Below are 18,923 nucleotides of genomic sequence, written 5' to 3'. Positions count from 1 at the left end.
GACATAGTCACATTTTCCTATATTTGTTAAAATTCAAAAGAACGATCATTGTGAATATAAGGAGGAGTAACATGCCGAAAGTAATTGTGATGTATGAAAAGCCAAAAGATCAGGAAAAGTTCGAAGAGTATTACTTCAACACCCATATGCCGATTGCAGAAAAGGTGCCCAATGTAAGAGAGGCTAGAGTACAACGGGTATTATCGAATCAAAACACTGATTTATCCCTATACTTAATAACAGAAATAGAGTTTGAAAACAAAGGTGCCATGAAAGAAGCATTTGCGTCAGAGCAGTGGAAAGCCGTCGGGGATGACGTGCCAAACTTTATGAAATACTTAGAAAAACCGCCGATTATCACGATCGTAGATTAAACGCTATAATAAAGGCCGGAATCCACCATGATTCCGGCCTTAGTTCATTACCCTTTTCCGGCTTGGAAGCCAGGATATTTCGTCATGCCACCGTCGGCAATGAGAGTCGTTCCCGTAACATAGCTCGCTTGATCGGATGCTAGGAAAGCCGCACAGGAAGCAACCTGCTCGGGTTCTCCGATATAGCCAAGAGGGATAAGTTTCTCCACTCCTTTTTTCTTTTCCGGATCTGAAAATTTTTCCGCATTGATGGGCGTATCGATTGCTCCGGGAGCGATATTGTTCACCCGGATTCCATCGGGCGCGAATTCCAGTGCGAGACTCTCCATTAATAATTTCACTCCACCCTTACTGGCAGCATAGTGAGCAAAATGAGGCCACGGTATGATTTCATGTACGGAAGAAACATTGATGATGGATCCTTTAATACGATGATCAAGCATGTATTTTGCCGCTTCACGGCACCCAAGGAATGTCCCTGTCAGATTCGTATTGATGACCCTTTGCCAATCTTCTATCGGCAGGTTTTCAGATGGGACTTCATTTTCGATTCCAGCGTTATTCACGTAGATATCCAAACTGCCGTAAGTATCATGGGCAAATTGGACAAAGCCTCGGACGTCCTCTTCTTTTGACACATCTCCCTGGATGATGGAGGCTGTTCCCCCTGCTTCTTCAATTTCTTTTACTAATTCTTCAGGGTTCTCTTCATCTTTGAAATAATTAATGACCACCTTACAACCTTCAGACGCGAACCGTTTAGCAATCGCCTTTCCGATACCAGTTGCAGCTCCCGTTATAATGACAACCTTATCTGTCAGATCTGAATACATATCCATTCCTCCTTAATCTTTCGTAAATCCTAATAGCACACCGCCGATAATGATCAGCACACAGCCTGCGATGACGAGAAGGATCTGCTTTTTCGATTTCTTTTCACCCAAGAAAAACAAACCTCCAAGGGTCGAAATGACAATTCCCGTTTGGGAAAGGGAGAAGCTTGTTGCGACTCCGATACGGGGAAGGGCAAGCAACAACCCTAGATTTCCCGAAGCCCACATGAGTCCGGTTAAGATATTCCGGATCGTGTATTTATTGAACGGTTTATGCCTGAAAGTGATGACAACGGCCCCGATGAACATGCCGATTGCCTGAGGTAAAATCGCTTCCCAGCCATCAATATCAAACCATCTTAAAATGACGACATACGCTATGTAACCACAACTTGAAAGAAGGAGAGTCAAAAGGCCTTTTTTAAGTTGAGAGTCTTCATCACCCTCGGATTTTTGAGTGAATGAGGTCAGGACGACACCAATGATAAGAGCTAAAACCGCTCCGCTGCCGAGGAGGATCGTTTCAGTCGTTTTCCATTCTTTGAATACTAAAACACCGAAAAGGGTCGTTCCAATCAGCTGCATCCCCGTTGAAATCGGGACGGTTTTTGAAACGCCGATGAATTTTACACTTGCCAGCTGGTTCACTTGTCCGACCGCCCAGAAGACGCCGGAAATAAACCCGATTCCCCAGACAAATAACGTTAATTCAGGGGATTTAATGAAGAAAACACCAATCGCAAACAGCAGTGAACCAACCGTGATCCCAACCGTTTGGCTATAGGCATTCCCTCCGAGCTTTACACTTACAAACACAAGACTTCCCCACGCAACCGCGGGGATCAGGGCTAAAAGAATCCCTATCATACATCCACATCCTTTTTCCAACAATGATCATAGTTTTCCTCCGAAACAATAATTCTAGCCGTTTCGACTGGAAAAACCCAAAATATTTCCCACTCTCTGATGCATACCCTTCTTTTCTCCGGTATAATCTCGAACAGAGGGAATGCGGACAGAAAGAAGAAAGCGTTGATTCATCATCAACGCTTTCTTCTTTGCTATTTGGTGGAAGTATGTATCGGGACAATGACTCTTTCATTCTCGACATTCACCATGACATGGACATCACGGTCGATGGAAAGGTCTTTAAAACGGAGCGAATATAAGCCGGTAGGATTTTTTTCGATGGATTGGATGACCACCTCTGAAAACCGGGGATCTCTCATGACTAATTGAACGACATTTTCTTCTGTTTTGCTTTGCTCGTCTGTCAGGAACACCAGTTGGTCCGCAGAACCTCTCCTGGGATAGGATTCCTGGAGCTTGCCATTGAAGGTGACATTCACTTTTTTGCCCAGTTCTATATCTTCTTTATGCAGCTTTTTATCTTGATCAGTCAGTAAGACGGTATGTTGATCGAAAGAAAACCAAACATCATTGATCAGTACCTCGTTATTCTCCAACCGGGTCACGAAGCCTATGAAATCGGTACTGCCCTGAGAGTTGACAGACGTTGAAGGCCCGCAGCCGGTACATAATAAACAGAAACAAAGTATCAGAACAGTCAAACATTTTTTCATAGACTCCCCCCTTATAAGATTAGACGATTGAGGACATCATTAAGTTTCACTATTTTTTGAAAAAAAGGTTATTTCCTACTTTTTCTACAAAAGATGGGAATAGCTGATAGATTTTACTGCCCATATTCATCCACCGCGGCAGGTTGATTTCTCTCTTGTTCGTAAAGAGCGCATTCACTACCGTGTCAGCAACATATGCAGGATCAAGCATGAATTTCTCTACATTCTTCACGTACGTTCCGGATTCATCGGCAATGGAAAAGAAGTCCGTGGCGATGGGACCGGGGTTTACCGCGGTCACTTTTACACCATATCTTTTCGCTTCCATCCTTACACTGTTTGTATACCCGAGGACAGCATGCTTGGAGGCTGAGTATGCACTTGATTTCGGGGTGGCAAACTTCCCTGCCTGAGAAGCGATGTTCATAATGTGACCGAAACCTTGTTCACGCATATGGGGAAGGACCTCACCTGTACACGCCATAAGACCAAGCACATTCACATCCATCATTCCTTTCACATCTTGAAAAGAGGTTTCATGGGCTTCTTGAAAAATTCCATACCCCGCATTATTGATCAAGGCATGAATCGCTCCAAAGTCCTCAAGGATGGTGTGGAAGACAGCGGGAATTTGATCATAATCCGTTACGTTTAAAGGATAGACTTCCACCTTACACTTATATTCTGTTTTCAATTTTTCCTTCAATGCCTGGAGCAGATGGACACGTCGTGCAATCAATGCAAGATTCCCGCCGCTCTCTGCAACCTTAATGGCCATCTGTTCGCCGATGCCTCCAGAGGCACCGGTAATGACAATCGTTTTTCCTTTAATTTTATTGTTCATGTAACGTCACATCTTTCTAAACAAAATAATAATAGATTCCTTCATGCTTCTCTTTTTTTATGTAATGAAGGGATTCCAGATAGTCCAATTGCCCGATCGTTTCCGACAGTGTCAGACCAAGCTCCTTTCGATAAACGGAAGGAAATAGTCTTTTGCAAATTTCAAATACGGTCACGCGGTTTCCTCTGATCATCTCGAGCACGCCTTGAGCTCTCTCATCCTGTTTCAAGAGTCTCCTCGGAATTAATCCATGAACATCTTCAATATTGTCTCCATGGCCCGTGTAAGCAAGGGAAATCGGTATGTCCAGAAGTTTTTTCAATGAAGCATTATATTGTAGCAATGGCTTTGAACGCTCCGTTTCCCCCTCGAATGGAGGTTCAATGAGGGGGTTGGGAGATATGGATGCCAGGATGTGATCTCCCGCGATCAGAACGCCGTCACTTTCCCGGTAAAAAGATAAGTGGCTCTGGGCGTGGCCCAGCGTTTCGATTATGGACCAGCCTTCCATTCCAGGCAGTGCATCCCCTTCGCCTATCACCACGTCCAGCTTACGGTTACCCATGAATTTCAAGGGGCTCTTGAATTTCGGGATCGCTGCGAGGTACTCATGGGGCAATCCCGATTCTATGGCCAATTGCATGAAAAAACGGTCGTACACTTCATGGAAGTGATCATCGCGATGAAGCCAGAATCGGTTATATTTGTGACCAAAAACCGTAACGGAGGACGGAAAACGGTCAAGCAGTCCTGCATGATCCGGATGGTGATGAGTCAGGACGATTTGTTCGATATCCCCCGGCGTATATCCTAAAGTGGATAATTGCTCCGTCAGCTGCACCCAGGCCGTATCGGTAAGAGGACCTGCATCAACAAGCGTCAAAGCATCCCCTTTCACTAAATAAACATTCACATCTCCTACGGCAAATGGAGTGGAAAGTGTGATTTTTGCAATATCATTCACTAAAGTTGTCATATTTTCACCACATTCTTCATAATAAAAAGGGTAAAGCAAGCACCGTACCCCCTGCCACTCAAAAAAAATGAATGACCCTTCAGTACCTAGTGTACATTTTTTCGTGTACAATGTCATTTTTAAAATGATTGAATATACTGAAATAAACACTTGACAAACAAGCTCTCTTTCGAAGATAATCACCTATAATATCCATTTGACCTTATTTTTTTTTACATATTCATACATGAAAAGCGATGATAAAGACTAGTAATGAATAGATGATGTCAGAGATCGGAGCCCACCGGCTGAAAGGCACCGTCGTCCCCTCTATTCATGAACCTGCCTTTTGAGCGTCTTAAAGCAGAACGTTCTCCAGCGTTAATGGAATGAGAGTGTGTTCATTTTCTTCATCAATTGAAAATGGACAAAACAAGGTGGTACCACGGAAGACAGACCCTTTCGTCCTTTAAGGATGAGAGGGTCTGTCTTTTTACTATAAAGGGAGGAATGAGGGAATGAAGACATTATTTATCGGGGCAGGATCGATGGCACATGCATTAATGAGCGGCGCATTGAAAGCAGGAGTATTGCGAAGTGAAGAAGTGTATGTAACCAACCGCGCCAACCGGCAGCGTTTAGATGAAATCATGCACGAATTCTGCGTTCGGAGGATGAACCGGGACACACCCTATGATGTCGTCGTTCTTGCCATGAAACCAAAGGACTTTCATGAAGCGGCAGAGTCGATCAGACCCCACCTCTCAGAAGATACGCTAGTCATTTCTGTACTGGCAGGGATCACCTTGGAACATATAAGCGACAGGCTTTCCTTTAACGGGGCCATTGCAAGAGCGATGCCCAATACAAGTGCCGCCCTTGGGAAATCAGCAACGGCTGTATCCTTTAACGGAAACCTCTCACACTCTCAAAAGGTATGGACGAAAATACTCTTTGAATCTGTCGGAATGGCAACAGAGGTAGAGGAAGAGAAGCTTGACCTCATTACGGCACTTTCAGGGAGCGGACCTGCTTATATCTATTATATTGCCGAAATCATGAAGAACGCAGCTGTCGAACTGGGGCTCGAAGAAGAGCTCGCCGAAAGCATGGTGACCCAGACGATTGCAGGAGCGAGTGCCATGCTTTCTGAATCCGGATTAGAAGCCGGTGAATTGAGGAGAAACGTAACGAGTGCAGGTGGAACGACCGAGGCGGGTATTGCAAAGCTTGAACATCACCAGGTAAGGGATGCCTTCTTCCAATGTATCACTTCTGCAAAGGATCGCTCCCTGGTGCTTGGACGTGAATTAAAGAAGCAATCTTTGAAAAAATAAACGTAAAGCCCACCATGATTCGAAAAGATTCCATTACATTGATACAATCAGAGAAAAAGAAGAAGGTCGACACACATGAATCTCCTACTTATCTTCCTTTCTGCTATCCTTGTCGTCTGGATCGTTCTGTCCATCGACGTGTGGAGGGGACTTGGAAAACTCACATCGATCGAAGAATTTCAGTTAACAGCTGACAGACCGCTTCTATCCATCATTGTGCCGGCAAGGGACGAAGAGGAAACCATTTCAGACAGTATTCTGTCACAACTCGATCAGGACTATCACCGGATTGAATGGATTCTCGTAAATGACCGTTCAACAGACAGCACTCAGTGGAAAATGGAAGCTATGGCAAAAAAAGATAAGAGAATCTGCGTACTCCATATCGATTCCCTGGAAGAGGGATGGCTTGGCAAAAATCAGGCATTATACAAAGGGTATAAACGTTCAAAAGGTTCACTCATCCTGTTTACCGATGCAGACGTCCTGTATAAAGATCCTTCGACGCTATCAAGGGCCGTTGGTTTCTTACAATCACAGAAACTCGACCATCTGACCCTGGCACCCGGCATCAAGTCACAAACATTCTGGTTAAAGAGCTTTGTTGCATTCTTTCTATTTGGCTTTTCCTTTTATAAGCGTCCATGGAAAGCAAATGATCCTTCCTCTAAGACCGGGATGGGGGTCGGCGCCTTCAATCTTGTCACCCGTTCAGCATATGAGGAGATCGGAACTCACGAGAAGATCAAGAATATGCCCGATGATGATCTCCAGCTTGGCATCACGATGAAAAAACGGGGTAAAAGCCAGGCGTTCCTCACTGCCTTAAAGTCCCTCGAGGTCGAATGGTACCACTCATTGAAAGAAGCCTTTAAAGGCCTTGAGAAAAATACGTTTGCCGGGCTCCATTATTCGATCCTGCTTGTACTATTTGCCATGATTGGGGTATTCAGTTCCACCGTACTGCCTTTCTTGACGGTATTCTCAAAAGATCCGTCCATTGTCACCGTCAGCCTGCTGATCATCTTCTTCATCGGCATCACCTACGTGAAAGTAATAAAGAAAATGACAAACGAATCTCCCTTCCTCTTTCTTTCACTGCCCGTGACGGCCCTGTTATTCACCTATTCAATCGCACGGGCCACAGTTCTCACCTTCAAACGGGGAGGGGTTGAATGGCGTGGAACGATTTACCCACTGAAGGTCTTGAAGCAAAAAAGAAAGTAAAGCACATTTCTTTTCGGGCCAAAATGTTGTTGATATAATCACTGTGTATAACTGTTTAGAAACCCGAAATAAATTCGTCATGGAAGGTGATCGAAGATGAAAGCAAAATTATTCGAACCATATACGCTTAAAAATGTGGAATTGAAGAACAGAATCGTCATGGCCCCGATGTGCATGTACTCTTCCCACAATGAAGATGGAAAAGTCGAAAACTGGCATCGCACCCACTATACAAGCCGAGCTGTTGGAGGAGTCGGACTCATCATCCTAGAAGCAACGGCGGTAACACCACAGGGAAGAATTTCTCCACAAGATTTGGGTATTTGGGACGATGCACATATTGAAGGCTTAAAAGAATTAGTGGACCTGATGAAGGAGCAAGGGGCAAAGACAGGCATCCAGCTTGCCCATGCAGGAAGAAAAGCCGTCCTTGATGGCGATATTCTTGCACCATCTGCGATTCCCTTTAACGAAGAAATGAAAACGCCTGTTGAAATGTCAGCCAATGATATAGAAAAAACAATCGCGGCCTTTGTAAAGGGAGCAGAAAGAGCGAAGGAAGCGGGCTTTGATGTGATTGAAATTCACGGGGCACACGGATATCTCATCAATGAATTCCTCTCCCCTTTATCGAATAAACGGAATGATGAATATGGCGGACCAGCAGAAAACCGCTACCGGTTCCTACGCGAAATCATTGACGGGATCCAACTGGTGTGGGACGGACCACTCCTCGTCAGGGTTTCTGCCAAGGATTATCACGATGAAGGCTTGGACGTCGAAGACTATGTCGTTTTTGCAAAGTGGATGAAAGAACAAGGTGTCGATTTGATCGACGTCAGCTCAGGTGCCCTAGTACCTGCACGCATCCCTGTATTCCCAGGCTATCAGGTGAAGCTTGCCGAAACGATCAAGAACGGAGCAGGCATCGATACAGGAGCGGTTGGATTGATTACAACCGGCATTCAGGCGGAAGAAATCCTGCAAAATGAACGGGCGGACCTGGTCCTTCTTGCCCGTGAACTCCTGCGGGATCCGTATTGGCCAAGAACGTCTGCGCAAGAGTTGGGTGTGGAGATTGAAGCACCAAAACAGTATGAGCGTGGCTGGTAAAATAAAAGAAGGTAGCGCGGAACCCTAGGTTCCGCGCTACCTTTTATTTATACACTTTCTGCACTTCATACCGGAAACCTAAACACGTGTAACCTTGCTTCTGATACATCAGTCTCGGCGTATCTTCACCGTCCGCCACCAGTATGACATCCCTGTCATGGAACCGGTCCATGACAAACCGCTGAAGCCTGCTGCCGATCCCTTTTTTTTGAAAGGTTTCGTGAACCATCAATCCGTCGATTTCTGCAGCATCTTTTTCAATGATTACATCCACGGAGCCGGCAGGAGTACCCTTATATAAAGCAAGCACCTGCATAATACTCGGATTTTCAAAATTCCGCTTGTGCATGTCCACCTTTTGATCGGCAAAATCAGGGCCAAAGTCCATATCCTGCTCGTACTGAAAGGCAAGGTAATCATCCAGTTCCTTCTTGCCCACTTCTATGACATCTACGTCAGGATTCACTTCCACTAAAGGGAATTGATCTGGTTCTATAGAATACAGTTCATTGAATCCGACGTCATAACCTTCTTGTTTAAAATAGTCCATCAGTTCTTCTGAAGGTTTGTCATCTTGAGGAAAGAGAAATTTCACGTGTTTCTGACCTTTCGCTTGATGGAATCCCCTTAAGAAAAGGGCGGCATCTTTAAACTCTTCAAGTGTTGGCTGCCTCGTGAATGCCAGGAAGTTGCTGTCATACCTCGTCAGCATTTCAGGATAATGAACATGATTATAAAGTGTGTTTTCCCCCACAACATGTCCCGGATAATAAATATGATTAAATGTGTATGTTTTCATTTTGTATCCCCCAATGTCAATTACAATCTATTCTATTCCCAGATACGGCGCACAGAGGCACGCGCCTCTCCTACTTCAACGATATATACATCCGGATTCGAAAGAGCGAATAGCTCGGAGTATCCATAGCTGTCATCAAACAACCTCAACAACAGTGTCGTTAAATTACCGTGGCTAACACAAACGATCCTGTCCTCTTTCTTTCTCAATACCTCATCCACAAATGATCTTGCACGCTCCATCGCCATTTGATTGGACTCCCCGCCAGGCAATGATAGGGAGAAATCGTCGAAGCTATTCTTTAATCTTTCCATCCAGTCGGGAAGGTCTTGATCGCTCAACACCCTTTCCCCCAGTCGGTCATCCTCCTGAACCGTAAGACCGGACCGTTTGGCAAAAGGAGCAATGGTATCCTTTGCCCTTACAAATGGACTGGAATAAATCGCCTGAATGAATCGATTTTCCAAAAAGGCTGCTAATTGGACCGCCTGTTGTTCCCCTTCTTCCGTTAAAGGAGAGTGAAACGGCTGCCCCGCCGCTCTGGCATGACGCACGATATAGATTGTTTTCATCCTTTTCCCCCTATTTCTTTACAGGTATGATGTATTCCATGAAATCATTGGCCATATATGTTTCAGGAAACACTTCTCTCGCTTCCTTCTCAAGCTCCCCCCATGATTCCTTAGCATATCTGGAAGAAATGTGGGTCAGGAAAAGCCTCTTCGCCCCGGCTTGAAGTGCCGTTTCCCCTGCTTGTTTCGTCGTGGAGTGGAAATATTCCCGGGCCATCTCCACTTGATCCCGGTTAAAGGTTGCTTCATGTACCAGCACATCTGCATCCTTCCCAAGCTCCACTGCAGAGGAGCAGACCCTGGTGTCTCCAAGAACCGTGACAACCCTGCCTGGAATGGTAGGACCCAGGAAGTCCATTCCGTCAATTTCCATGCCATCTTCCAAAGTGACCTTTTCTCCCGCTTTCAATTTCTTATAGAGAGGTCCAGGTGGAACACCATTTTCCCGCAAACGGTCTACTTGCAATACTCCGGACTTATCCTTTTCAACCACCCGGTATCCGAATGTCGGCAGTGCGTGATCCAATGCCATTGCTTCTACAATAAAGCCGTCATCCTCAAAAATGACCCCTTCTCCGATTTCCTTCACTTCAAGTGGATATTGAAGATGGGTCCTGCTGACTGAGAGGGACACCTCGATATATTCCTTGATCCCCTTTGGACCATAAACGGTCAATTCTGATTCGCCCCCTTGGAATGAACGGCTCCCAAGTAGCCCCGGCAACCCGTAAATATGATCACCATGCAGGTGGGTAATGAAAATTTTTTCAATTCTTCTTGGTTTCAAGCTTGTATGTAAAATTTGATGCTGTGTCGCTTCTCCGCAATCAAAAAGCCAGACCGCACCACGTTCCTCCAATAATTTCAAGGCGATACTGGTGACGTTACGGAGTTTCGCAGGAACCCCGGCACCCGTACCTAAAAATAATAATTCCACTGTATTCACTCCTCAGTTGAGCTATTCTGTCTCCATTTTAGCATAACCCCCGCCATTTTACCCTTTCACGGAAAATCAGTCATAAGAATGAAAATTAAAGCCAACATAATGACGAAGATGTTTGATGAAATGATAAAACGTTTTCAGGAATTCAGGATGAAAAAGTCCTCAGCATATAATTTGCTAAATGAATCATAAGTCTTTAAAATTAAGTAATTGTATAGGATATTAAATAAGAAGAAACGCATAAATAAGGGTTACAACAAGATAAAGTGAGGTCATGACATTGAATAATTCAACGACACCAACATCTCTGATTACCATCTTTGGAGCAACTGGTGATTTAGCCAAAAGAAAACTATATCCGTCTCTTTATCATTTGTTCCGTAAAGGGAAAATCTCCAAGCGATTTGCCGTTGTAGGTGTAGCGCGACGGGAATGGTCAAATGAAGAATTCCAGGAACACGTCAAAACATCGGTACATAAGGCATTAGGCAACAATGAAAACATCGATGAGTTCGTTTCCCATTTCTATTACCAGCCGAATGATGTTTCGAACAGTGATTCCTACAAAGCATTAAAGAACTTATCCGATGAACTGGACGAAACGTATGAATTGGAAGGCAACCGTGTTTTCTACCTGGCGATGGCGCCTGAATTCTTCGGAACAATCACTGAACAGTTAAAAAATCAAGGATTAACCGATACAAACGGTTTCCAGAGACTGGTGATTGAAAAGCCTTTCGGTCACGATCTTCCTTCGGCTGAAAAACTGAACAGCCAGATCCGTGAATCATTCTCTGAAGACCAAATTTATCGTATTGATCACTACCTCGGGAAAGAAATGGTGCAGAACATCGAAGTCATTCGTTTCTCCAACGCCATGTTCGAACCACTCTGGAACAACCGCTATATTTCTAATATCCAGGTTACTTCATCCGAAGAGCTTGGTGTGGAAGATCGAGGTCGTTATTATGAAAAAAGCGGGGCCCTTCGCGATATGGTTCAAAACCATCTCCTTCAGATGGTCGCCTTACTTGCCATGGAGCCGCCAATCAAATTGACGACGGATGAAATCCGCAGTGAAAAAGTACGTGTGTTACGATCCCTTCGTCCATTTGAACAGGATGAAGTCAAGGACTACTTCGTTCGAGGTCAATACGGTCCCGGTAAAGCAGGAAATGAAGATCTTCCCGGATATCGCGAAGCAGAAAACGTCGATGAACAGTCCAATACGGAAACTTATGTTGCTGGTAAGCTGATGATTGATAATTTCCGTTGGGCAGGTGTTCCATTCTATATCCGCACAGGAAAAAGAATGGAGGCAAAGTCGACGAAAATCGTCATCCAGTTCAAAGATATCCCAATGAACCTGTATTACAACCCGGACAAGCCACTGGCACCGAACCTTCTGGTCATTCACATCCAGCCTGAAGAGGGAATCACCCTTCACCTGAACGTGAAGAAATCCGGACAGAACATCGAAACGACTCCGGTGAAGCTGAACTTTGCAAACAACAGCGTAGATGGCATGAACACACCGGAAGCATATGAAAAACTCTTATTCGATTGTCTGCGTGGCGATGCCACGAATTTCACACACTGGGATGAAGTGAAGCTATCCTGGGCATTTGTCGACAAAATCTCTGAAGTATGGGAACATACTCGTGACGGAGAATTCCCGAACTACGAAGCAGGCTCGATGGGACCGAAAGCCGCTGACAATCTGCTGGCGAAAGACGGCTTCTCCTGGTGGCCGATTGCCAACCTTGATGTAGACCAATGCTGAGAAAGGTGTGGAAACAATGAGAATTTATGACGTAACAGCCCCAATCTTTAACGGTATGCCCGTTTATAAGAACAAACCTGAAAAACAACCAAGTATTGAAACGAATACGAACGGTCATGTGACGGAGTCAAGACTATCAATGGACGTTCATACAGGAACGCACGTCGATGCTCCCCTTCACATGATCAACGACGGAGAGACGATTGAAACGATCGATATCGAGAAGCTTGTCCGCCCAGTTAAAGTTTTTGATTTGACAGAAGTGGATGAAAAAATCAGCTTGAAGGATATTGAAGGATTAGAGATTGAAGAGAATGACTTCATCCTCTTCAAAACAAAGAATTCATGGGATACGGAATTCAACTTTGATTTCATTTATGTAGCGGAAGATGCTGCAGCTTACCTTGCTGAGAAAAAGATTTCAGGTGTGGGGATTGATGCACTTGGAATCGAAAGGGCCCAGGAAGGTCATCCGACACACCGCAGCCTGATGGGAAGCGGCGTCATCATCATGGAAGGCCTTCAGTTAAAAGATATCAAACCCGGCCAGTACTTCATGGTGGCGGCACCACTTAAGATTCAAAACACCGATGCATCACCGGCACGCGTGCTGTTGTTTGATGAAATGATCGGGTAACCATAAAAAGACTCTCTGGCAATATGTCAGAGAGTCTTTTTATTTGGAGGGAAGTCCTTCTACAAACATTTCCTTTGAACCCACTTAAATCGTGGCAGGATTAAAACAAGCTGTTTTTTGAAAGATGAGGAAACTTCCAGCAAAACTTGCGCCACCTTCGAGAAAACTTGTGCACTTCCTATTAAACTTGTGTCAAATGGTAAATGAAAAAGTATGTAACGATTCATAATGGTTGTTCTTAAGGCTTAGAATACATACATAAAGCCTGAGGATGACTTCCTCAGGCTTTATTATCTTTCCTCAACGTTGGTTTTGTAAGCTTACAATCCGGATAGTGAATGGCAGGAGCATAATAAGAAAGCTTCTTCATGAAATAACAGGCTTCAGGAAAGTGATGTTCAAGAAATCGGAGTGTAGAATTATTAAGTACTTCATCATTCACATAAAGGCTTAATACTTCCTCTACTAATTGAGTAAAGGCGACTACCTGAATCGAAACATCTTCGGCGAATCGTATTTGAGCGGGGAAACCTGATTGAGTAAAATGCAAGTATCCCTTAAACATATCATTTTTTACCATAAATTGAGAGAACTGGATCATTAACGCACTTGCCCTTTCAATTAAATCAATTTCTGCGCTATCCAATATATCTACGAGCAATGCTGCATGCCCCCGTTGGTCATCAAGCCACAAATCCATTAAATCCACTAGTGGGAGTAATGGATACTCCTCACCTTTCGTATAGCTTTGTAAAATTCTTAGGTACTCCCTGTTTTCTGCCAAAGTTCCATTCAAATAGCTTGGTGATAAATTTAAGTTCACCTGATTGTACAGCCGTAAATGTAGAAGATGCCCTTCAAATGAGTAATATTGATACGAAACCTCCTGAGCCCATTCTGAAAGCTGAATCATTTCAGGAGCTGAAACCGGAAGATCTGTAGGAATTTCCCTCATCTCTTTCTCAACATTTTGAAACCACTCAATGTAGTACTCTGCTTGTTTGACCCACTTCATTTCTGTCGGGCTTAAATAATCCCTAATAAAATAAGCATGGTCTTTCAGGATCCCTAACCAGAATTCATGTTCTTGCCAGGCTGCTATCTTCTCAAATCCCATCATCGCTCCTCCTCCATCTTTCTTCTTCTTAACCTTATTAAGAGAATGAAGGCTTCATGCTTAGAATAGAAAAGTCTTTTTAGGAAAAAATAGCACAAACTGCAATTAAAGAGGGTTCAGTATGGGATTACTATCATTCGTAAAAAAAATGACTTTAAAAGAGGAGACCTTATCAGCTCATAAACATCCAATATCTTCGTCTGAAATTGACATACATCCACTGGACTTCAGCCATGTAGTAGAACAATTTCAACACTGCGAGGATTTACGATACCGTCACTTTAAAGAGCTAGGCATTCAACTTATTTATTTTGACAACCTTGTAGATAAACAGATCCTTAACGAAGGGATATTGGACTGGATCAACAAAGGAAAAACCCGGGAATTACACCGTGAAATAGATTCATTCGGGCTCAAGGAAGTCTCATCAAATAAGCAAGCGGTGATTGACGTTCTCAATGGGGATGTCGTTCTTTCGTTTGAAGATCGAATGTTTTCTTTACAAGCTGGCGGTGCTGAGAACCGGAGCATAGAAGAATCTGAAACAGAGTCTATTATTTTAGGACCACACGAATCCTTTATTGAATCGGCGGATGTGAATATCGCTCTCATTCGAAAACGATTGAAAAGTTCTCATTTAAAAACCATAAGCTTATCTGCAGGGGAAATTACGAAAACCTCGATCACAATCATGTATCTAGAAGATATTGCGCCTAAAGAGGAATTGGAATACTTAAAGAAACGCATCAACGATATTGAATATAGTGGAATTCTCGACACGAACATTCTCGTACAGATGATTGATGATCAGCCTCTCTCTCCTTTTCCCCAGTTTTTCACAACAGAACGGCCAGATGTAAGTGCTTCTAAATTGTTGTCAGGGAAAATGGTCGGTATCGTGGATGGAAGTCCTTATGTTTTTTGTGCACCTGTCAGTTTCTTTGACTTCTTTCAGTCCGTGGATGATTACAGTCAAAGATGGATAACAGGGACCTTTATACGATTACTGAGGATGTTCGCTTTCGTCATAACGGTTGCTTTTACAGCCATTTATGTTTCCGTTACGACTTTTCATTATGAAATGGTGCCTCAGGAATTACTTCCAAGTCTGATTGAATCACGTAGCAAAGTACCGTTTCCGCCGTTAATTGAAGCGATCTTTCTTGAATTGGTCATTGAGCTACTAAGAGAGGCGGGAGCCCGCCTCCCTACTAAGATTGGGCAAACGATCGGGATTGTAGGGGGGATTGTCATCGGACAGGCAGCTGTAGAAGCTGGCATAACAAGTAACATCCTTATTATCGCTGTTGCTGTTTCTGCTATCTCTTCTTTTGTCATCCCAAGCTATGTGATGAGTGCTTCCATCAGGATCGTCCGTTTCTCTTTCATATTACTGGCTGGATTCTGGGGAAACATGGGCTTGGTATTCGGACTCGGATTGTTGGTCATTCACCTGACTACATTAACATCACTTAAAACACCTTACATGATTCCATTTTCTCCAACCTTCTTTAACGATTGGCTCGACACAATCATCAGGGCACCTTACATGCTTATCAAGGATCGCCCGGAACAAATCAAAACCAGAAATGAAACGATTAATAAGATGAAAAAGTAGGCGATGCAATATGAAAGAAAAGCTCCATCCCTTTCAAGTAGCTTTACTCATATACATGATTCAATCAGGCGTTACACTATTCAGCATTCCCAGACTATCCGCTGAAGCCTTTGGAACCAACGGATGGATCGGAATCGTCATTCTATTTGGAATTGTCACCTTAAATATATTATTGATTGGATTAGTAAACAAATATGGGAATGGCCAATCGCTCTTTATGATCATTGAAAATATTTTTCCAAAGTGGCTGTTCGTTCCTTTTTATCTTTTTTTAAGTATTATCTTTACCCTTCTCGCGACCCTGGTTACGAAAAAGTATATTTTGCTATTACAAATGTTATTTTTCAGGGATACCCCTTCCATCATTTTTGTGGGCATGTTTTTTATTCTCAGCTTCTTTTTGTTAAAAGGATGCATTTATGAAATAGGAAAAGCGACTGTCATCTTATTCTTCATGACGATTTGGACCATGCTCTTACTTACCTTTCATCTTTCTGAATTCAGTTTTACACGAATGACAACATTCATGATGAAGGGAGATAAAGATCTATTTTCAGGAGGCTTAAATGTTTTTTCAGCCTTTCTCGGCTACGAACTGAGCATATTTCTCATTCCATATGTCCGAAAGAATTTTACAAAAGGAGTTTTCTTTGGAAATGCCATCACTTCGTTCATCTACATCTCCGTCAGTTTTGTTTGTTATGGATTCTTCAGCTTTGAATACATCCTCCATGATCTATATCCTGTTATCTCATTAATCGAATATGTGAAGTTTCCCTTTGTAGAAAGAGTGGAGAATCTCATATTCACCCTATTTGCTTTAAAGGTCTTGATTACCGTGGTCATGTATTTATGGGCAAGCAAAGAGTTGATTTCACACTCGTTTCAGAAGCTCCGCCCAAATTTCATCAGTTTACTTCTATTAACGGTCGGAACACTCATTTCCTTCATTCCGGATATTATCAGAGAGGTTGATCAATGGCTCACAATGTTAACTTATTTTGATATTGGAATCGCATTTTTATTGCCGATTTTTTTACTCCTTTTGATAGGGCTGAATAAGGTGAAGCAGAAAAAGGTGACATTATGAAGTTTTTGTATGTGCTGATTTTACTTCTATGCTTACTTTCAGGTTGTGAAAAAAATATTATCGATAAATTAGGCATGCTGGATGCAGTCGGATATGATCTTTCAGATGATAAGGAGAAGCCGCTGATGGTGACTATTAACTACCCAAATGTAACGAAGCAGGGAGTGTATCAAAACAAGATCCTCACAGTGGATGCCAAATCCAGTAAAGATTCAAGAATACGCTTCAACCATCGTTCGAACCTCAAAATTGTAAGTGGTCAGATTAATGTAGCCTTATTTGGTTCCGATTTAGCAAAGATAGGGGTTAAAGAAATTTTAGATACTTATATGCGGGATCCGAGTCTCGGTACAAGGGTATACCTTGCCGTCGCAGAAGGAACGGCTCGAGAGATATTGGAGTTTAAGCCTGTTGAAGACACAAACAGCTCACTATATTTGCGCACATTTTTAGAAAAACTGGACAATGAAAATGAAAGAATAAACTATAATACCTACCAGTTTAACAGGGACTACTTTGATGATGGCATCGATCCGATTATGCCCTATTACATAATCAAGGATCAAAATATCAACATTGATGGATATGCTCTATTTAATGATGACCAATTTGTTCATCACCTCTCTCCTACTCTTTCTGGCGTTCTTTTCACCTTGCGGAAAGAAACACCAAAAGGAACGTTCAGCTTTGAAATCGCTCCACCAGATGACAAGCATGTCTTTCCTTACCAATTAATGTTTGATTATCGAAAAACGAGATGGGATATCGATGTTGAAATAAAGGATCACAAGCCAATTTCTGTAAATATGGCTATTGAGCTTAGAGGAAGCGTCCTGGAGTACACCAAGGATGAACTGACAGATTCTGAAAAAACACAAAAGAAGATGGAAAAAGAAATCAATGAATATTTAATGAGAAAATCCAAGGAATTACTGAAGCTCACCCAGGAGCTTGGAGTAGATCCCATTGGAATAGGCAGCTACGTACGAAACAAACTTTCCTATGAGGATTGGCAGAAATTAAATTGGGATGAGGTTTATCCTACTATTAAAACCAACGTGGATATTAAAATGCAATTAGTAAATACAGGACAAACAAAGTAAAGAGAGCATGATAAAGAAGATAAGCACCCTGGCTCTCAGGGTGCTTTAAATAAATCATCTTTCTTTCAAAACCAGTCTCATTTCAATATCATTTTCAGTTTGTTCAATTTTTGTAAATCCCACTTTTTCATAAACATGAATGGCCGCTTTATTTTGTGCGTTTACCACTAATTTTACGACGTCATGTTTACAGTGATAATATTGGACGCCGAACTCTATCCCATCCCGCACAAATGTTGCTCCTAATCCTTTACCTATGAATGAAGGTTTTAAAGCTAACCCAATCTCCAAAGTGCTTCCATCTGAATTGAACTCGAATAATCCAGCCGTGTCATTATCCAATATGGCTGCAAACCCTTCGCAACCACCTGGACCTATCAACCTCCCCGTTTTATTGAATGAGTCAAAATAGGCCGTCATAGATACTTCTTCTATGTATCCCTCATAATTCCACGAGTCGATTTCTTTTAAATAGAACATATTGATTGATTCAAATGTAAAAAGCACTCTATCTTCTCCTCTATGGACCATAATCGTCGTAATTGGTCTAGTTTTTTTGTTAAACAGATCATCCGGAACATAAAAGGATCAATTCAGTTAAATAGATGATTGAGCTATTTTTGTTTTTTTGTTTTATTTTCCGATTTCTTTTCATTCTCAGCCACCCTGAATTTTAAAATCTCCTGAATCAATTCATAGGGCATGGGCTTATCTAAAGGAAATTGCACAGTCGCTTTTGAGGTCTTATACTCCGTCATCCTATCTTTAAACGCATTGATTCCACTGGGAGTAGGGTAGAATCCGATGTGATTTTGATAAGCCGCAAAGTGCACCAGATTTCCATGCAGGGCGAAGGTAGGCATTTGATAGCTGATCTTCTCCTGTGCATCAGGGACTGTCTCTCTAATTACTTCTCTTAAGGATTGCAAGCGTTCCTGGACGTCTTCCGGGAATTGTGAAATATATTCATCAACGGTCGTGAACCCTTCCATCAT

At 42.8% G+C, this 18,923-nt stretch carries 20 protein-coding genes; 9 read left to right on the top strand and 11 right to left on the bottom strand.

The annotated features are described in order from the left end of the window. Positions 1-71: 71 nt before the first annotated feature. Positions 72-374 carry an EthD family reductase gene (locus SLH55_RS15500; RefSeq protein ID WP_219168427.1) on the top strand — a complete coding sequence of 101 codons (303 nt, stop codon included), beginning with the start codon at positions 72-74 and terminating at the stop codon, positions 372-374. 47 nt (positions 375-421) lie between these two features. Here the strand turns inward: SLH55_RS15500 and SLH55_RS15495 are convergent, their stop codons facing one another. The 5 genes from SLH55_RS15495 to SLH55_RS15475 all read right to left on the bottom strand — a co-directional run bounded on the left by SLH55_RS15495 (position 422) and on the right by SLH55_RS15475 (position 4,649). Next, complete coding sequence (locus SLH55_RS15495; protein ID WP_219168428.1) at positions 422-1,207, bottom strand: glucose-1-dehydrogenase; 786 nt, start codon at positions 1,205-1,207, stop codon at positions 422-424. 12 nt (positions 1,208-1,219) lie between these two features. Further along, complete coding sequence (locus SLH55_RS15490) at positions 1,220-2,071, bottom strand: GRP family sugar transporter (protein ID WP_219168622.1); 852 nt, start codon at positions 2,069-2,071, stop codon at positions 1,220-1,222. A 197-nt stretch (positions 2,072-2,268) separates the two neighbouring features. Continuing rightward, positions 2,269-2,790 (bottom strand): DUF3221 domain-containing protein, encoded by a 522-nt coding sequence (locus SLH55_RS15485; RefSeq protein WP_219168429.1) that lies wholly within the window; start codon positions 2,788-2,790, stop codon positions 2,269-2,271. A 49-nt stretch (positions 2,791-2,839) separates the two neighbouring features. Next, a complete protein-coding gene (locus SLH55_RS15480) occupies positions 2,840-3,634 on the bottom strand; it encodes an SDR family oxidoreductase (protein ID WP_320323900.1) in 795 nt (264 codons plus the stop codon). A gap of 16 nt (positions 3,635-3,650) precedes the next feature. Then, positions 3,651-4,649: an MBL fold metallo-hydrolase gene (locus tag SLH55_RS15475; RefSeq protein WP_320323899.1), complete on the bottom strand. Its 999-nt coding sequence runs from the start codon at positions 4,647-4,649 to the stop codon at positions 3,651-3,653. Positions 4,650-5,107: 458 nt separating this feature from the next. Between SLH55_RS15475 and proC the strand changes: the two genes are divergently transcribed. The 3 genes from proC (at position 5,108) to namA (ending at position 8,266) form a co-directional block, all read left to right on the top strand. After that, positions 5,108-5,926 carry a pyrroline-5-carboxylate reductase gene (proC, locus tag SLH55_RS15470; protein ID WP_320323898.1) on the top strand — a complete coding sequence of 273 codons (819 nt, stop codon included), beginning with the start codon at positions 5,108-5,110 and terminating at the stop codon, positions 5,924-5,926. 75 nt (positions 5,927-6,001) lie between these two features. After that, on the top strand, positions 6,002-7,153 hold the full coding sequence (locus tag SLH55_RS15465; RefSeq protein ID WP_320323897.1) for a glycosyltransferase: 1,152 nt from the start codon (positions 6,002-6,004) through the stop codon (positions 7,151-7,153). Positions 7,154-7,249: 96 nt separating this feature from the next. After that, positions 7,250-8,266: an NADPH dehydrogenase NamA gene (gene namA / locus SLH55_RS15460; RefSeq protein ID WP_219168434.1), complete on the top strand. Its 1,017-nt coding sequence runs from the start codon at positions 7,250-7,252 to the stop codon at positions 8,264-8,266. Positions 8,267-8,309: 43 nt separating this feature from the next. Here namA and SLH55_RS15455 read toward each other — a convergent pair whose 3' ends face one another. From SLH55_RS15455 to rnz, 3 genes are read right to left on the bottom strand one after another with little or no spacing between them, the layout of a single operon-like run. Further along, positions 8,310-9,065 (bottom strand): GNAT family N-acetyltransferase, encoded by a 756-nt coding sequence (locus SLH55_RS15455; protein WP_320323896.1) that lies wholly within the window; start codon positions 9,063-9,065, stop codon positions 8,310-8,312. A gap of 32 nt (positions 9,066-9,097) precedes the next feature. Beyond that, positions 9,098-9,637 (bottom strand): histidine phosphatase family protein, encoded by a 540-nt coding sequence (locus SLH55_RS15450; RefSeq protein ID WP_219168436.1) that lies wholly within the window; start codon positions 9,635-9,637, stop codon positions 9,098-9,100. Between the two features lie 10 nt (positions 9,638-9,647). Next, complete coding sequence (gene rnz, locus SLH55_RS15445; protein WP_219168437.1) at positions 9,648-10,574, bottom strand: ribonuclease Z; 927 nt, start codon at positions 10,572-10,574, stop codon at positions 9,648-9,650. 286 nt (positions 10,575-10,860) lie between these two features. On the opposite strand from rnz, the gene zwf reads away from it, so the two are divergent. Both zwf and SLH55_RS15435 read left to right on the top strand, forming a co-directional pair. Beyond that, positions 10,861-12,363, top strand: coding sequence for a glucose-6-phosphate dehydrogenase (gene zwf, locus SLH55_RS15440; protein ID WP_219168438.1), 1,503 nt, complete (start codon positions 10,861-10,863; stop codon positions 12,361-12,363). A 16-nt stretch (positions 12,364-12,379) separates the two neighbouring features. Beyond that, positions 12,380-13,000 (top strand): cyclase family protein, encoded by a 621-nt coding sequence (locus SLH55_RS15435; RefSeq protein WP_219168439.1) that lies wholly within the window; start codon positions 12,380-12,382, stop codon positions 12,998-13,000. Between the two features lie 280 nt (positions 13,001-13,280). Here the strand turns inward: SLH55_RS15435 and SLH55_RS15430 are convergent, their stop codons facing one another. Beyond that, positions 13,281-14,117, bottom strand: coding sequence for a DUF2935 domain-containing protein (locus SLH55_RS15430; protein ID WP_320323895.1), 837 nt, complete (start codon positions 14,115-14,117; stop codon positions 13,281-13,283). 121 nt (positions 14,118-14,238) lie between these two features. Between SLH55_RS15430 and SLH55_RS15425 the strand changes: the two genes are divergently transcribed. Genes SLH55_RS15425 through SLH55_RS15415 form a run of 3 tightly spaced genes read left to right on the top strand, consistent with a single transcriptional unit; the run spans position 14,239 to position 17,928 of the window. Beyond that, the gene (locus SLH55_RS15425; RefSeq protein ID WP_257475088.1) at positions 14,239-15,735 is read left to right on the top strand and encodes a spore germination protein; all 1,497 of its coding nucleotides are present in this window, start codon (positions 14,239-14,241) and stop codon (positions 15,733-15,735) included. Positions 15,736-15,745: 10 nt separating this feature from the next. Continuing rightward, on the top strand, positions 15,746-16,825 hold the full coding sequence (locus SLH55_RS15420) for a GerAB/ArcD/ProY family transporter (RefSeq protein WP_219168441.1): 1,080 nt from the start codon (positions 15,746-15,748) through the stop codon (positions 16,823-16,825). Further along, positions 16,822-17,928 carry a Ger(x)C family spore germination protein gene (locus SLH55_RS15415; RefSeq protein WP_320323894.1) on the top strand — a complete coding sequence of 369 codons (1,107 nt, stop codon included), beginning with the start codon at positions 16,822-16,824 and terminating at the stop codon, positions 17,926-17,928. Before SLH55_RS15420 ends, SLH55_RS15415 begins: the two co-directional genes overlap by 4 nt. A gap of 54 nt (positions 17,929-17,982) precedes the next feature. Here SLH55_RS15415 and SLH55_RS15410 read toward each other — a convergent pair whose 3' ends face one another. Together SLH55_RS15410 and SLH55_RS15405 are read right to left on the bottom strand one after the other, a co-directional pair. Then, positions 17,983-18,435, bottom strand: coding sequence for a GNAT family N-acetyltransferase (locus SLH55_RS15410; RefSeq protein ID WP_320323893.1), 453 nt, complete (start codon positions 18,433-18,435; stop codon positions 17,983-17,985). 107 nt (positions 18,436-18,542) lie between these two features. After that, the gene (locus SLH55_RS15405) at positions 18,543-18,920 is read right to left on the bottom strand and encodes an iron chaperone (RefSeq protein WP_219168624.1); all 378 of its coding nucleotides are present in this window, start codon (positions 18,918-18,920) and stop codon (positions 18,543-18,545) included. Positions 18,921-18,923: the final 3 nt, after the last annotated feature.

Origin of the sequence: Rossellomorea sp. YZS02 (genome assembly GCF_033963925.1) — a bacterium.
GTDB lineage: Bacteria > Bacillota > Bacilli > Bacillales > Bacillaceae_B > Rossellomorea.
This window is presented reverse-complemented; position numbering and strand designations above follow the sequence as displayed.